The sequence below is a fragment of the Planotetraspora kaengkrachanensis genome (assembly GCF_016862895.1).
Classification (GTDB): Bacteria; Actinomycetota; Actinomycetes; order Streptosporangiales; family Streptosporangiaceae; genus Planotetraspora; species Planotetraspora kaengkrachanensis.
In genome coordinates, this window is record NZ_BONV01000010.1 from 87474 (window position 1) to 99942 (window position 12469).

General features: G+C 70.4%; 13 protein-coding genes and 1 riboswitch. Of the genes, 7 read left to right on the top strand and 6 right to left on the bottom strand.

Annotated features, from left to right (window positions below):
* Nucleotides 1-42 precede the first annotated feature (42 nt).
* The 3 genes from Pka01_RS13970 to Pka01_RS13980 all read left to right on the top strand — a co-directional run bounded on the left by Pka01_RS13970 (nucleotide 43) and on the right by Pka01_RS13980 (nucleotide 2974).
* Nucleotides 43-1593: a glycerol-3-phosphate dehydrogenase/oxidase gene (locus Pka01_RS13970; protein WP_203883153.1), complete on the top strand. Its 1551-nt coding sequence runs from the start codon at nucleotides 43-45 to the stop codon at nucleotides 1591-1593.
* Between the two features lie 45 nt (nucleotides 1594-1638).
* Entirely contained in the window at nucleotides 1639-2544 is a 906-nt protein-coding gene (locus tag Pka01_RS13975; protein WP_203883154.1) for a ferredoxin family protein, read from the top strand.
* Between the two features lie 115 nt (nucleotides 2545-2659).
* Entirely contained in the window at nucleotides 2660-2974 is a 315-nt protein-coding gene (locus Pka01_RS13980) for a WhiB family transcriptional regulator (RefSeq protein WP_076434697.1), read from the top strand.
* 86 nt (nucleotides 2975-3060) lie between these two features.
* Here the strand turns inward: Pka01_RS13980 and Pka01_RS13985 are convergent, their stop codons facing one another.
* The 6 genes from Pka01_RS13985 to Pka01_RS14010 all read right to left on the bottom strand — a co-directional run bounded on the left by Pka01_RS13985 (nucleotide 3061) and on the right by Pka01_RS14010 (nucleotide 10099).
* Nucleotides 3061-3720, bottom strand: a complete 660-nt coding sequence (locus Pka01_RS13985; protein WP_203883155.1) for a phosphoribosyltransferase — start codon at nucleotides 3718-3720, stop codon at nucleotides 3061-3063.
* A 36-nt stretch (nucleotides 3721-3756) separates the two neighbouring features.
* Nucleotides 3757-4854, bottom strand: a complete 1098-nt coding sequence (gene rsgA, locus Pka01_RS13990; protein WP_203883156.1) for a ribosome small subunit-dependent GTPase A — start codon at nucleotides 4852-4854, stop codon at nucleotides 3757-3759.
* Nucleotides 4855-5211: 357 nt separating this feature from the next.
* Nucleotides 5212-6471 carry a serine hydroxymethyltransferase gene (gene glyA, locus Pka01_RS13995; protein WP_203883157.1) on the bottom strand — a complete coding sequence of 420 codons (1260 nt, stop codon included), beginning with the start codon at nucleotides 6469-6471 and terminating at the stop codon, nucleotides 5212-5214.
* Between the two features lie 26 nt (nucleotides 6472-6497).
* Nucleotides 6498-6601: riboswitch (ZMP/ZTP riboswitch) on the bottom strand.
* 26 nt (nucleotides 6602-6627) lie between these two features.
* Complete coding sequence (locus Pka01_RS14000; RefSeq protein ID WP_203883158.1) at nucleotides 6628-8094, bottom strand: serine/threonine-protein kinase; 1467 nt, start codon at nucleotides 8092-8094, stop codon at nucleotides 6628-6630.
* A gap of 69 nt (nucleotides 8095-8163) precedes the next feature.
* Entirely contained in the window at nucleotides 8164-9114 is a 951-nt protein-coding gene (locus Pka01_RS14005; protein WP_239114958.1) for a YihY/virulence factor BrkB family protein, read from the bottom strand.
* A 160-nt stretch (nucleotides 9115-9274) separates the two neighbouring features.
* Nucleotides 9275-10099: a TIGR03084 family metal-binding protein gene (locus tag Pka01_RS14010; RefSeq protein ID WP_239114959.1), complete on the bottom strand. Its 825-nt coding sequence runs from the start codon at nucleotides 10097-10099 to the stop codon at nucleotides 9275-9277.
* 72 nt (nucleotides 10100-10171) lie between these two features.
* Here Pka01_RS14010 and Pka01_RS41250 point away from each other — a divergent pair, with 72 nt between their 5' ends.
* The 4 genes from Pka01_RS41250 to Pka01_RS14020 all read left to right on the top strand — a co-directional run bounded on the left by Pka01_RS41250 (nucleotide 10172) and on the right by Pka01_RS14020 (nucleotide 12459).
* On the top strand, nucleotides 10172-10303 hold the full coding sequence (locus Pka01_RS41250; protein ID WP_275414463.1) for a hypothetical protein: 132 nt from the start codon (nucleotides 10172-10174) through the stop codon (nucleotides 10301-10303).
* Between the two features lie 96 nt (nucleotides 10304-10399).
* Nucleotides 10400-10483: a putative leader peptide gene (locus Pka01_RS41590; RefSeq protein WP_357054749.1), complete on the top strand. Its 84-nt coding sequence runs from the start codon at nucleotides 10400-10402 to the stop codon at nucleotides 10481-10483.
* 144 nt (nucleotides 10484-10627) lie between these two features.
* Nucleotides 10628-12310 (top strand): nitrite/sulfite reductase, encoded by a 1683-nt coding sequence (locus Pka01_RS14015; RefSeq protein WP_203883159.1) that lies wholly within the window; start codon nucleotides 10628-10630, stop codon nucleotides 12308-12310.
* Entirely contained in the window at nucleotides 12307-12459 is a 153-nt protein-coding gene (locus Pka01_RS14020; RefSeq protein ID WP_203883160.1) for a DpnI domain-containing protein, read from the top strand. The genes Pka01_RS14015 and Pka01_RS14020 overlap by 4 nt, the downstream gene beginning before the upstream one ends.
* The last annotated feature ends 10 nt before the right edge of the window (nucleotides 12460-12469 follow it).

The window sequence follows — 12469 nt, forward strand, 5'->3', positions numbered from 1 at the left end:
CAGATAGGTTACTCAAGGGTAATACGCGGCCCAAGGAGCGGTATGGACACTTCGCTGAACGCCTCCCGGCGGGCTCGCGAGCTCGCCGAGGTCCGGGACACCGTGGTCGACGTCCTCGTCGTCGGCCTCGGCGCCACAGGCGCGGGAGCGGCGCTCGACGCCGCGTCGCGCGGCCTGACGGTCGCCGCGATCGACGCGCACGACATCGCCTTCGGCACCTCCCGATGGAGCTCGAAACTCATCCACGGCGGGCTGCGCTACCTCGCGAAGGGCCAGATCGGCGTCGCGCACGAGAGCGCGGCCGAGCGTGGCGTGCTGCTGCGCCACACCGCCCCCCACCTGGTCCGCGCCCAGCCGTACCTGCTGCCGCTCACGCCGGCGGTGCCGCGCTCGCAGGCGGCCGTGGTCATGGCGGGCTACCGGCTGGGCGACGCGCTGCGGGCCGCCGTCCGCACGCCGCGCGCCGTCCTGCCCGGGCCGTCGCGCGTGCCCGCCGGGCGCGCGCTCGCCCTTGCGCCGCCGCTGAGCCCGCGCGGCCTGCGCGGGGCGCTGCTGTCCTGGGACGGAAGGGTCGTGGACGACGCGAGGCTCGTCCTCGCCGTGGCCCGCACCGCCGCGGGCCACGGGGCGCGGATCCTCACCAGGTGCCGCGCGCTGTCCCTCGCCGGAGACGGAGCCCAGGTCCGCGACGAGCTGACCGGCGCCGAGTTCGGGATCAGGGCCCGCGCCGTGATCAACGCGGCCGGGGTGTGGGCCGGTGAACTCGTCCCGTCGGTACGGCTGCGCCCCTCCCGCGGCACCCACCTCGTGCTCGGGCCGGAAGTGCTCGGCGGGCTGCGCGCCGGGATGCACGTGCCGATCCCCGGCGAGCCGAACCGCTTCGTGCTCGTCCTCCCGCAGGCCGACGGGCGGGTCCACGTGGGCCTGACGGACGAGCCCGTCGACGGTCCCCTCCCCGACGTCCCGGAGGCGCCGGAGAGCGACGTGGCCTTCCTCCTCGACGTCCTGAGCTCGGTCCTGTCCGAGCCGGTCGGACGGGAGCAGGTGGCCGGCGCCTACGCCGGGCTGCGCCCGCTGGTCGACTCGGGAGGCGGCAGGACGGCTGACGTCTCCCGCAAGCACGCGGTGCTGCGGTCGCCCGACGGCGTGGTGACCGTCGTGGGCGGAAAGCTCACCACCTACCGCCGCATGGCCGAGGACGCCGTCGACGCCGCCTGCCCGGGCGCGCCGCCGAGCCGTACGGCACGGCTTCCGCTGGTCGGCGCTCCCGGTCCGGCCGCCAGGGTCGCCGTCCCCTCGTCCGAGGGGATCCCGGCCAGGCTGGCCGAGCGGTACGGCACGGAGGCCCCTGCCGTACAGGCGCTGGCGCGGGAGGATCCGGCGCTGGCCGAGCCCGTCGCGCTGGGGGTGACACGGGCGGAGCTGGTGTGGGCGGTCAGGCACGAAGGCGCTCTCGACCCGGGCGACCTGCTCGACCGGCGCACGCGGATCGGGCTGGTCGCCGCCGACCGCGAGGCGGCGCTTCCGGCGGCCGAGGAGGCACTCACGGCTTCCTGGGACCCACCCGTCACACCGTTTGACTCGATTAGCTAAGGTAAGACTTACCTAATCGAGCGTGAGGGAGGCGGGGGACCACCGATGGCCAACGGCTGCGAGCATTCCGCCGCGTGCCACACCGGCACCGCCCCCGTCTACGCGAGCGCGACCACCGGCGCGCGGTTCTGGCTGCTGATCGAGCACTCCGGGCCGTGGGCGGCCTACCTCGAAGAGATGAAGCTGCCCGAGCCGGTGCTCGCGCTGATCGACCGGGCCCGGTCGCTGGGCGTCCGGCCCCAGTTGATCCGCCGCCCGGGCCGCCGCACCAGCCGGACCGGTCCAGTGCACGTGTTCGTGGCCTCGTCCGTCGGCGCCGAGCCGTGGCTCGCGGAGGGCTTCTTCGAGAACCCCGACGATCTTGACCTGGGCTCCGTCGTGCACGGAGTGGTTCCGGAGTCCTGCATACTGGTGAACGAGCCGATGTTCCTGGTCTGCACGCACGGCAAACGCAACGCGTGCTGCGCCCGTTTCGGCCTTCCGCTGGCCCGGTTCCTGGACGGGAACCTGCCCGGAGGGGCCTGGGAGACCACTCATGTTGGCGGCGATCGATACGCCGCTAACCTCGTATGCTTGCCACACGGGCTTTACTACGGCAGCATGTCTCAAGCTGCTGCGATCGCGGCGGCAAACGCGTACCGGCACGGCGAGGTCGTCCTCGACCGTTTCCGGGGGCGCGCGGGTATCCCTGAGCCATTGCAAGCCGCCGAGCATTTCGTCCGGTCCCACACGGGTGAGGTCTCGGTCGGCGGAGTGGCCGTGGAATCCTCCCGGTCGGAAGGCGACACCACGGTGTGCGTCGTGCGAAGCACGTCACAGCGGGGGACGTCGCGATTTCGGGTTGTGGTCGAACGTGCGGTGTTGTCGGCACCGTGCGGGATGACCTGCACCGACGAGATCTCGACCTACAGGTTGGCCGAATTGAGGCAGCTCACTGCGGCTCTGACCTGAGGCCACCGACCGGAACGGGAACATCACGGCCAGTCCTCGCGTTGGATACAGGGACGCCACAAGCGTCCAATGCGGCACGAACCCTTGAAATACCTCTCACCAAAGGTGGTTTCTCATGTCTCAGGTACGTCGGCAGCTCGCCCGCCCGCGCCCCAGTTGGGGATGGCAGGATGATGCCGCGTGCCGGGGAGAGGACCTTGTGCTGTTCTTCGGTCCTGACGGTGAGCGTCAGCCGGAGCGCGACATCCGTGAGCGCAAGGCCAAGGCCATCTGCGCTCAGTGTCCCGTGCGCGCCGAGTGCCTCGACTACGCCCTGTCCCGTCCCGAGAAGTACGGGACCTGGGGCGGGCTGAACGAGGACGAGCGCGCCTCCGAGCGTCGTCGCCGTATGCGCCGCGCGGCGAGCGCCGGTATCAGCGCTGTCGCCTGAGCCGTCTTCCCCCTCCCCCGACACGCTTCAGCAGGCCTCCGGGTGTTCCGCCCACCCCTCCCCAGGGAACGCGGGACACCCTCAGGTCACGGCCGTTCCCTGAGCAGGTCGAGAACATCGTCGTCGGTCAGTTGGTCGAAGGATTCGTACCACTGCCCGACCGCGCGGAAACCCCACGGAACCGCGAGAATCACGACATTGTCGGCTTCTTTCCGCATGCGCTCCACGGTATCCCCTGCGGCGACCGGAACCGCCAGAGTCGACGTGCCCTGCCCCTCCTGCCGCGCCCGCACGGCCCGCAGCGCCGCCGTCGCGGTTCCCCCCGTCGCCATCCCGTCGTCGACGACGATCACGTCCTTGCCGCGGAGATCGGGCGCCGGCCGCGTGCCGCGGTAGACCTTCACCCGCCTGGCCAGTTCGAGCCGTTCCCGGTCCACGACCGGCAGGACGTCCTCCGGCTCGAGTCCGAGCTTCTCCAGCAGATCCTGGTGGAACACCGGCTCCCCGCCCTCGGCGATCGCGCCGACGCCGAGCTCCGGCTGACCCGGGCATCCGATCTTCCGTGTCACGAGCACGTCGAGGGGCGCGTCGAGCATGTCCGACACGGGCGCGGCCACCGCCACCCCGCCTCGCGGCAGGGCGAGCACCACCGGATCCCTCCGGCGCATGCCGTACAGGGCGTGGGCGAGAAGCGTTCCCGCCTGGGCCCTGTCCGTGAACGGCAGCCGCACCCGCATCGGCTTCATAAATTCCTCATACCCGACAAATCTCGCCAGGCACCTCTAGGGGCGGGCCCGGCCCGACCTGCGCATCTCCTTGTGGATGATCTTCCATTTGCGGGTCTCCTCACTCTGGAGACGGGCGTCGGCCCTGCGGGCCATCCAGGCGGCCTCCCGCTGCAGCTTGTGCCAGCTCTGCAGCCGCCGCACGGGCAGCTCGCCCGACTCGACCGCCTCCTGCACGGCGCATCCTGGCTCCTCGCCGTGTCCGCAGTCGGAGAACCGGCACTGCCCGGCCAGCTCCTCGATGTCGGAGAACACGAGGTCCACCCCGTCGCTCATCTCGTACAGGCCGACCCTGCGGATGCCGGGGGTGTCGATGATGAGCCCGCCGCCGGGCAGCGGGATGAGCTCCCGGTGGACGGTCGTATGCCTGCCCCGGCCGTCGGCCGCCCTGACCTGCTGGGTCTCCATCACCGCGTCCTGGGCGAGCGCGTTGACCAGAGTGGACTTGCCGGCCCCCGAGGGACCGAGCACCACCGCCGTCCTTGAGCCGGCGAGATGGGCGCGGACGAGGTCGACGCCGTCGCCCGCCAGCGAGCTGACCGCGTGGACGTCCACCCCCGGAGCCGAGGCGGCGACATCGGCGAGCAGGTCGTCGAGCCCCATCTCGAACAGGTCGGTCTTGGTGATCAGGACGACGGGCGTGCCGCCACTCTCCCAGGCCAGCGCCACGAGGCGCTCGATCCTGCCGAGATCGGCGAAATCGGTGGAATGCATCGACGGCTCGGCGACGAACACGACGTCCACGTTGGCGGCCAGGACCTGGCCCTGCCCGTCGCCGGACAGGCCGCCCCTGGACGTACGGCTCACGCCGCCACGGACGAAGGCCGACGTACGGGGAAGCACCCCGTCGAGCTCGTAGCGGCCCTCAGGAAGCCGCCGGAGGGCCACCCAGTCGCCCACACAGGGAAGGGCGATCGGATCGGCCGCGGCGGCCCTGCGGACGTGCGAGCCGTACCTGGCCTGGAGTGTGCCGTCGGCGGCGATGACTTCGGCGGCGCCGCGGTCGACCCTGGCCACCCGGGCGGGAACGGTGCCCGCGGGAAGCTCGGAGTATCGGTCGTCCTGCCAGCCGAGAAGCGAAAGATCGAACAACATCGGTGAAGACACCCTTCGGAGACGGGTGCCTCAGCGAGAACTAGGCGGGCACCCGGAGGTTGATGGACGGCATGCTCGTCAGAAAGACCCGCATGTTCCTCACCTCCCACAGCTCCGAGGCCGCGTTCGAAGCGGCGTTGCCAGAACCCTACGGAGCCCCCGACCGCTCCGCAACCCACTTTTCCCCGCACACTTTTTTGGGGGTGATCATGCACAGATTCGCCGAAAGGCCCTCCGCCTGCGGCGTTCCCCGCCGTGATCATGCACAGATTCGGCCCGGTCACCGCTGACCAGGCGATTGCCTCAGCGTGATCATGCACAGGTTCCGGGGAACCTGCGCATGATCACGCCCGGAGGTCAGGAGAGGCCAGGGGCGGGGAACTGGGCCGTGAGGTCGCTGACCTCACGGTGGACCCGAGCGATCACGTCCTCGGCGTCGCCCTTGGCCAGGGCCGTGACGACCTCGTCGATCCAGGCGCCGATCTGCCGCATCTCCGCCTCGCCCATGCCCCGCGACGTCACCGACGGCGTGCCGATCCGGATGCCGGAGGGGTCGAACGGCTTGCGCGGGTCGAAGGGCACCGTGTTGTAGTTCGTCTCCAGGCCGGCCCGGTCGAGAGCCTGAGCGGCCGGCTTGCCGCCGATCCCCTTGGGCGTGAGGTCCATCAGGATCAGGTGGTTGTCGGTGCCGCCGGAGACGAGGTCGAACCCCCTGCCCGCCAGCTCGTCGGCGAGCGCCTGGGCGTTCTTCACGACCTGCGCGGCGTAGGCCTTGAAGTCTGGCTGGGCGGCCTCGTGAAGGGCCACCGCGATGGCGGCGGTCGTGTGGTTGTGCGGTCCGCCCTGCAGACCCGGGAACACGGCCTTGTTGAGGGCGGTCGCGTGCTCGTCCGAGGTCGCCATCAGCATGGCGCCACGCGGGCCGCGAAGGGTCTTGTGCGTCGTGGTGGAGATCACGTCGGCGTGGCCGACCGGCGAGGGGTGGGCGCCGCCCGCGACGAGGCCGGCGATGTGCGCGATGTCGGCCGCCAGGACCGCCCCGACCTCACGCGCGATCTCGGCGAACGCCGGGAAGTCGATCGTGCGCGGGATCGCGGTGCCGCCACAGAAGATCAGCTTGGGCCGGTGCTCCAGAGCCAGCGCGCGGACCTCGTCCATGTCGATGCGGCCGGTGTCCTTGCGCACGCCGTACCGGACGGCGTTGAACCACTTGCCGGTGGCCGAGACCGACCAGCCGTGGGTGAGGTGGCCGCCGAACGGGAGGCCCATGCCCAGCACGGTGTCACCGGGGTTCAGGAACGCCAGGTAGATCGCCAGGTTCGCGGGCGATCCCGAGTACGGCTGGACGTTGGCGTGGTTCACGCCGAACAGCGACTTGGCCCGCTCCACGGCCAGAGTCTCGATCTGGTCGATGACCTGCTGGCCCTCGTAGTAACGCTTGCCCGCGTAACCCTCGGAGTACTTGTTCGTGAGAACCGTCCCCGTGGCCTCGAGAACGGCCTTGGACACGTAGTTCTCGGACGCGATGAGCTTGACCGTGTCGGCCTGCCGTCGTTCCTCTGCCGCGATGAGCCCGGCGAGTTCGGGATCGACGGCGTTCAGCGAGTTCCCAGCCATGGCGCTTCCTTGTCCGTATCGGCGGTGACGGCGGCCCAGGCGCACGGCCTCCGCGAGAATGCTCCCCGGTGGTGACCCACCTTCGACGCGGCCCCTCGGGGACACGTCAGCGCCAGTCGCGACTTCCCTACTTTATCGGGAGCGGTCCGGTACGGCTCACCCATCCGTGATTGGGATGTCGGGAATGAGGCCGAATCCGGGGATGTCGACGCCGACCGTCTCCACGCTCTCCGGCACGTCGGAATAGCTCGCGTAGACGGCCAGGGTGTCCCCGGACTTCAGCCACTGCTTGGGCATCGAGGTGCACAGGCAGTCGCCGTCCTTGCTCGCCGGGGTGAACTTCGATCCGCTGGGCGCGTCGATGAGGCTGACTCCGGAGGCCGCGTCACCGAACAGGTCTCCCGGCCACCACTGCTTGGCGCCGCTCACCTGGACCGAGAACCGGACGCTCACGGAGGTCCCCTGCCGCGTCGCCGCGTCGATGGTCGCCTTGAGGGGGATGCCGCTGATCTGCACGTCATGGGTCGCCAGCGGACCGCTCGGGTTCTCCTTCTCGCCCAGGCCGAACGGATGGAAAACCACGACGGCCGTCACCGCCACCGCGACGGCGGCGACCGCTCCGGCCAGCACGGCCGGGAGCCGGCGGCGTGACACGGCACCGGCCTGGGACGTACGGCCCGCCGCGTCCCCGGCGGCCGGCGCGGCGGCCGAGCGCACGGTGCCGCCGGAGTCCGGGCCGGCCCCGTCCGGCTCCGGGCTGGTCCACGCCTCGCTCACGATCCGGGTGGCGGCCTCGACGGCGACCTCCTCCCGGCCGAGCAGCCGGTCGAGGAGCTCCTGCGCCGACGGCCTCCGCTCGTGGTCCTTGTCGAGGGCCCTCTCGACGAGCGGCCGCAGGCGTTCGTCCAGCCCCCGGAGCTCGGGCACGTGGTGGGCGACCCGGAACAGCACCTCGGGTGTGCTCCCACGGCCGAACGGCGGCCGCCCGGTGCCCGCGTACCCGACGACGCATCCCCACGCGAAGACGTCGGCCGCGGCGGTCACCGTCTCGCCCCGCGCCTGCTCCGGCGACATGTAGCTCGGCGTCCCGATCACCGTCCCGGTCTGCTCCGCCAGGGTGTCCGCGAGCTGGGCGATGCCGAAGTCGATCACCCGGGGGCCGACCGGCGCCAGCAGGATGTTGGACGGCTTGAGATCGCGGTGGACCACCCCCGCCCGGTGGATGGCCGCCAGCGCCGTCGCCACTCCCACCGCGAGCGCGTCGAGGTTGGAGCCGCTCATGGGCCCCTGCGCCTCCACCACCGCGGACAGGTCGGGACCTTCGACGTACTCCGTGACCAGGTAGGCCTGCTCGCCGTCCAGACCGGCGTCGAGGAGGGGCGCCGTGCAGAAGCGGGCGACGCGCTTGGCGGCCTCGGCCTCCTTGCGGAACCGGCTCCTGAACTGCTCCTGCGACGCGAGCTCGGGCCGCATCACCTTCACGGCGACCTGCCGCCCCGCGGCGTCGTGGGCGAGGTAGACGATCCCCATACCGCCCTCGCCGAGCCGGCGGACCGGGACGTACGGACCGATCGTCCTGCGGGCGACCGGCGTCGTGTCCTCTGCGGATGGCTGCGCGTTCATCGCAGACATCATTACGGATCACCCGTCGTTTCGCGACAAATCAGGCCACGCCGGGGATCGGTTGATCGTTCAGCCGGATCGCTCGTGGCGGGCCGTGCCGTTCAGGGGCCACATCCGGTCCACTTCGGCGTTCAGTGTGGCGCCGATCAGCACGGCGAGGGCGGTGATGTACAGCCACAGCAGCACGGCGATCGGGGCGGCCAGCGATCCGTAGATCGACAGCGGCGTGAACCAGGCGGCCAGCACCTCGCGGAGAACGGTCGCGCAGAGGATCCAGATGATCAGAGCGAGGACGGCCCCTGGCGTCTCACGCCACCAGCGCGTCCGCCTCGGAACGCTCACGTGGTAGAGCAGCGTGAGCATCAGGACCGATCCGACGATGACCACAGGCCAGTAGAAGACCGCGACGAGCACGCCGTACCGGCTGAGGGCGTTGGACAGCAGCGTGGGCCCGATCACCAGGGTGGGCATGATGACGAGGCCGATCAGGAGCGCGGCCACGTACAGGCCGAACGACATGACCCGGGTGCGGATGATCCCGCGCGTCTCCCCCAGGCCGTACGCGATGGAGATCAGGTCGACGTACACGAACAGCGCGCGGGAGCCCGACCACAACGACAGCAGGAAGCCGACGGAGATCAGCGACACCTGGCCGCCGGTCAGCACGTCGTTGAGCAGGGGCGTGACCACCCGGTCCACGGTGTTGCTGGTGAACAGCAGTTCGGCCTGGTCGACGACCCACTGCTTGATCTCCAGGACGGTGTCCGCGCCGAGCATCCCGCTCAGGTGGCCCATGACGCCGAGCAGCCCCAGGACGAAGGGCGGCAGCGACAGCAGCGCGAAGAAGGCCGCCTCACCCGCGAGGCCGGTCACGCGGTAGTTGACGCCCGCCATGGTGGTCGCCTTCACCAGTGCCCAGCCGCTGGTGTCGCGGACCCAGCTCATGCGGGCACGGGCCCGCGCCATCGCCAGGCGTGAGACATGCCTGGGCCTGCGCGTCGAAGCGTCCGTGGACGTCATGGCACCCAACCGTATACACACAGTGATGGCGTCCGCGGCTCAGCGTGATCTTTCATGCGAACACCGGCTGTTAGATCTGAGCACTACCCGCATCCGGCGCGAATACCGCCGCCCGGCTCGGCCCGGGCCTCGACGCCGTCGTCAGGCCAAGGATAGGGGGTCATACCCGGCGTTTCGCCAATGCCGGGGTGTTCCCGGGACTCCGGCCTGCTCCCGGCGGCCCGGCGAACGCCTGCGCGATCTTCAGCCACGCCGTCGCCGTGGCGCCCGCGGCCTCGAGAGCGGTGTCGTCGAGATGACAGCGCTGAGTGACCAGCAGGCAGAAGTCGAGCGCCGGTCCGCGGACGACGTCGTCGGCCCCGGCGGGCCCGGCCGTCCACACGTCGCCGCCGGGCAGGGTCAGCTCGACGCGCACCGGGTCGGAGGGGAGCGCGAGGCCGCGCACCGCGAAGCCGTACGGCAGGGCGCGCACGCCCAGGCTCGCCACGTGCCGCAGGCGGACGCTCGGCACCCGGGCGATCCCGAGCGCGTCGGCCACGTCCTGGCCGTGCGCCCACGTCTCCATCAGGCGAGCCGTCGCGGACGACGCCGCCGACATGTCGGGCCCGTACCAGGGCACCCTCAGGCGGGGGTCGGTCCGCTCGAACTCCCCGATCATGCGGGCGCGGGCCGTCACGAATCCGTCCATGAGCTCGCGGGGGCTGCGGCGGTCGGCGTGCGCCAGCTCGTCGATGAACGACTCGCCCTTGGCGAGCAGGCCGTCCCTGGCGGCGCGGAACCCGCCGGGGTCGGTCAGCGCGCGGGTCGCCGCTTCGTCGAACCACGCCAGATGACTGATCTGATCCCGTACGGCCCAGCCGGCCGCCGGGGTCGGCAGGTCCCAGCCGGCGGCGTCGAGGTTCTCGACCATCCCGGCGAGGTCGGCCGTCTCCGCCCGGAGGTCGGCGACGAGTTCGGCCATGAGCCCGGATCCTGTGACACCCATCACATCTCCCGTGACAGACCCGCCGGCGACAGGCGGCTCACGTCAGCGTAACCGGCGGAGAACAATGAAGACATGATCTGCGAAGCGTGCAAGGACCGCAGGCACGACGACTGCAGGGGCGGGTCGTGGTGCGACTGCCAGCATCAGGAGCGGCCGGACGGCCGGCGGACCGAGCCGCCGGAGAACTGGGTGAGTCAGGGGTGACGACCCGTCTCGCCTGGAGAAATGAACGAAAGATTACAGTCCCGCATCGTGGACACGAACTTGGACATCTGGGATCTCCGAGGTATCGTCTAGGACATGCCAGCGGACCCACTGCTCGTCGTGCGACGTCACGTCGACCTTCTGCGCGTCCGTAGTGCCATCTGTATCGACGCCGGCTGACCGCTCCCACTGTTGACCCGGGGCGCATGGCAGGCGTCTTTTTCATGCCCTCACACTCGATGACGAGGTGAGAGGCCGCCTGTCCCCGCGCGTCCCGGACCGTAGTCCGATGCTCAGACCGATCACTCGGAAAAGGACGTGCCCATGAGCACCCCGGCCCGCCCGGCGAACCGCCACCACAAGCGCCCACGCGGCGAAGGACAGTGGGCTCTCGGTTACCGTGAGCCGCTGAACAAGAACGAGGAGAACAAGAAGAACGACGACGGGCTCAACGTCCGTCAGCGGATCATCGACGTCTACTCGAAGCGTGGTTTCGACTCGATCGACCCGGCCGACCTCCGGGGGCGGTTCCGGTGGTTCGGGCTGTACACCCAGCGCCGGCCCGGGATCGACGGCGGCAAGACGGCCATCCTCGAGCCCGAGGAGCTCGACGACCGCTACTTCATGCTCCGCGTCCGGATCGACGGCGGCCAGCTCAGCCTGGAGCAGCTCCGGGTGATCGCCGACATCTCCAACGAGTACGGCAGGGGCACGGCCGACATCACCGACCGGCAGAACATCCAGTTGCACTGGATCGAGGTCGAGGCGGTCCCCGACATCTGGGAGCGGCTGGAGGCCGTCGGCCTGTCGACGATGGAGGCCTGTGGTGACACGCCCCGTGTCATCCTGGGCTGCCCGCTCGCCGGCATCGACGCCGACGAGGTGATCGACGGCACCGTCCAGATCCACGAGATCAACGAGCGCTACATCGGGAGCCCGGAGTTCTCCAACCTCCCCAGGAAGTTCAAGTCGGCGATCAGCGGCTGCACGGCACACTGCACCGTCCACGAGATCAACGACATCGCCTTCGTCGGCGTCGTGAACGAGCAGGGCGAGCAGGGCTTCGACGTCTGGGTGGGCGGCGGCCTGTCGACCAACCCGATGTTCGCCAAGCGGCTCGGCGCGTTCGTCCGGCCCGAGCAGGTCCACGAGGTCTGGGCGGGGATCTGCGGCATCTTCCGCGACTACGGCTACCGCCGCCTGCGCCATCGGGCCAGGATCAAGTTCCTGGTCAGCGACTGGGGGGCGGAGAAGTTCCGGCAGACCCTCGAGACCGAGTACCTGCACTACGCGCTGGCCGACGGCCCGGCTCCCGAGCTGCCCCGCGGCGGCCGCCGCGACCACGTGGGCGTCCACCCGCAGCGCGACGGCAACTTCTACGTCGGTTTCGCCCCCAAGGTCGGCCGGGTCGACGGCGACAAGCTCCACGAGATCGCCGACATCGCCGAGCGCCACGGCGCGACGCGGGTGCGGACGACGGTCGAGCAGAAGATGGTCGTCCTCGACGTCGCGCCCGACCAGGTGGAGTCGATCGTCAGGGAACTCGAGGCGGCCGACCTCCAGGTCAACCCCTCGACCTTCCGCCGCCAGACCATGGCGTGCACCGGCATCGAGTTCTGCAAGCTGGCGATCGTCGAGACCAAGGCCACGGCCTCCGACCTGATCGACGAGCTGGAGAAGCGGCTCCCCGACTTCTCCGAGCCGCTGACCATCAACGTCAACGGCTGCCCCAACTCCTGCGCCCGCATCCAGGTCGCCGACATCGGGCTGAAGGGCCAGCTGGTCACCAACGACAAGGGCGAGCAGGTCGAGGGCTTCCAGGTCCACCTGGGCGGGTCCGTCGGCCTCAACCCCAACTTCGGGCGGAAGGTCCGCGGGCTGAAGGCCACCGCCGAGGAGCTGCCCGACTACGTGGAGCGCGTGGTCCGGAACTTCGAGAAGCAGAAGAACGAGGGCGAGACCTTCAGCGAGTGGGTCCAGCGCGCCGACGAGGCCGACCTCAAATGAGCGAGAGAGCGGCGCCGTTCTACTGCCCGTACTGCGGCGAGGAGGACCTCGAGCCGTACGTCACCGAGGAGGAGAGCTACGGGTGGTACTGCCGCTCCTGCGCCCGGGCCTTCCGGGTGAAGTTCCTCGGTCTGGGCGTCCGTTCGTGACGAGCCTAAA

Coding starts and splice junctions, on each gene's coding strand:
- Pka01_RS14010 (WP_239114959.1), bottom strand. CDS start 10,099: ATGGGTGTCACAGGATCCGGGCTCATGGCCGAACTCGTCGCCGACCTC.
- Pka01_RS13975 (WP_203883154.1), top strand. CDS start 1,639: ATGGCCAACGGCTGCGAGCATTCCGCCGCGTGCCACACCGGCACCGCC.
- Pka01_RS41250 (WP_275414463.1), top strand. CDS start 10,172: ATGATCTGCGAAGCGTGCAAGGACCGCAGGCACGACGACTGCAGGGGC.
- Pka01_RS14020 (WP_203883160.1), top strand. CDS start 12,307: ATGAGCGAGAGAGCGGCGCCGTTCTACTGCCCGTACTGCGGCGAGGAG.
- Pka01_RS13980 (WP_076434697.1), top strand. CDS start 2,660: ATGTCTCAGGTACGTCGGCAGCTCGCCCGCCCGCGCCCCAGTTGGGGA.
- Pka01_RS41590 (WP_357054749.1), top strand. CDS start 10,400: ATGCCAGCGGACCCACTGCTCGTCGTGCGACGTCACGTCGACCTTCTG.
- glyA (WP_203883157.1), bottom strand. CDS start 6,471: ATGGCTGGGAACTCGCTGAACGCCGTCGATCCCGAACTCGCCGGGCTC.
- rsgA (WP_203883156.1), bottom strand. CDS start 4,854: ATGTTGTTCGATCTTTCGCTTCTCGGCTGGCAGGACGACCGATACTCC.
- Pka01_RS14015 (WP_203883159.1), top strand. CDS start 10,628: ATGAGCACCCCGGCCCGCCCGGCGAACCGCCACCACAAGCGCCCACGC.
- Pka01_RS13985 (WP_203883155.1), bottom strand. CDS start 3,720: ATGAAGCCGATGCGGGTGCGGCTGCCGTTCACGGACAGGGCCCAGGCG.
- Pka01_RS14000 (WP_203883158.1), bottom strand. CDS start 8,094: ATGAACGCGCAGCCATCCGCAGAGGACACGACGCCGGTCGCCCGCAGG.
- Pka01_RS14005 (WP_239114958.1), bottom strand. CDS start 9,114: ATGACGTCCACGGACGCTTCGACGCGCAGGCCCAGGCATGTCTCACGC.
- Pka01_RS13970 (WP_203883153.1), top strand. CDS start 43: ATGGACACTTCGCTGAACGCCTCCCGGCGGGCTCGCGAGCTCGCCGAG.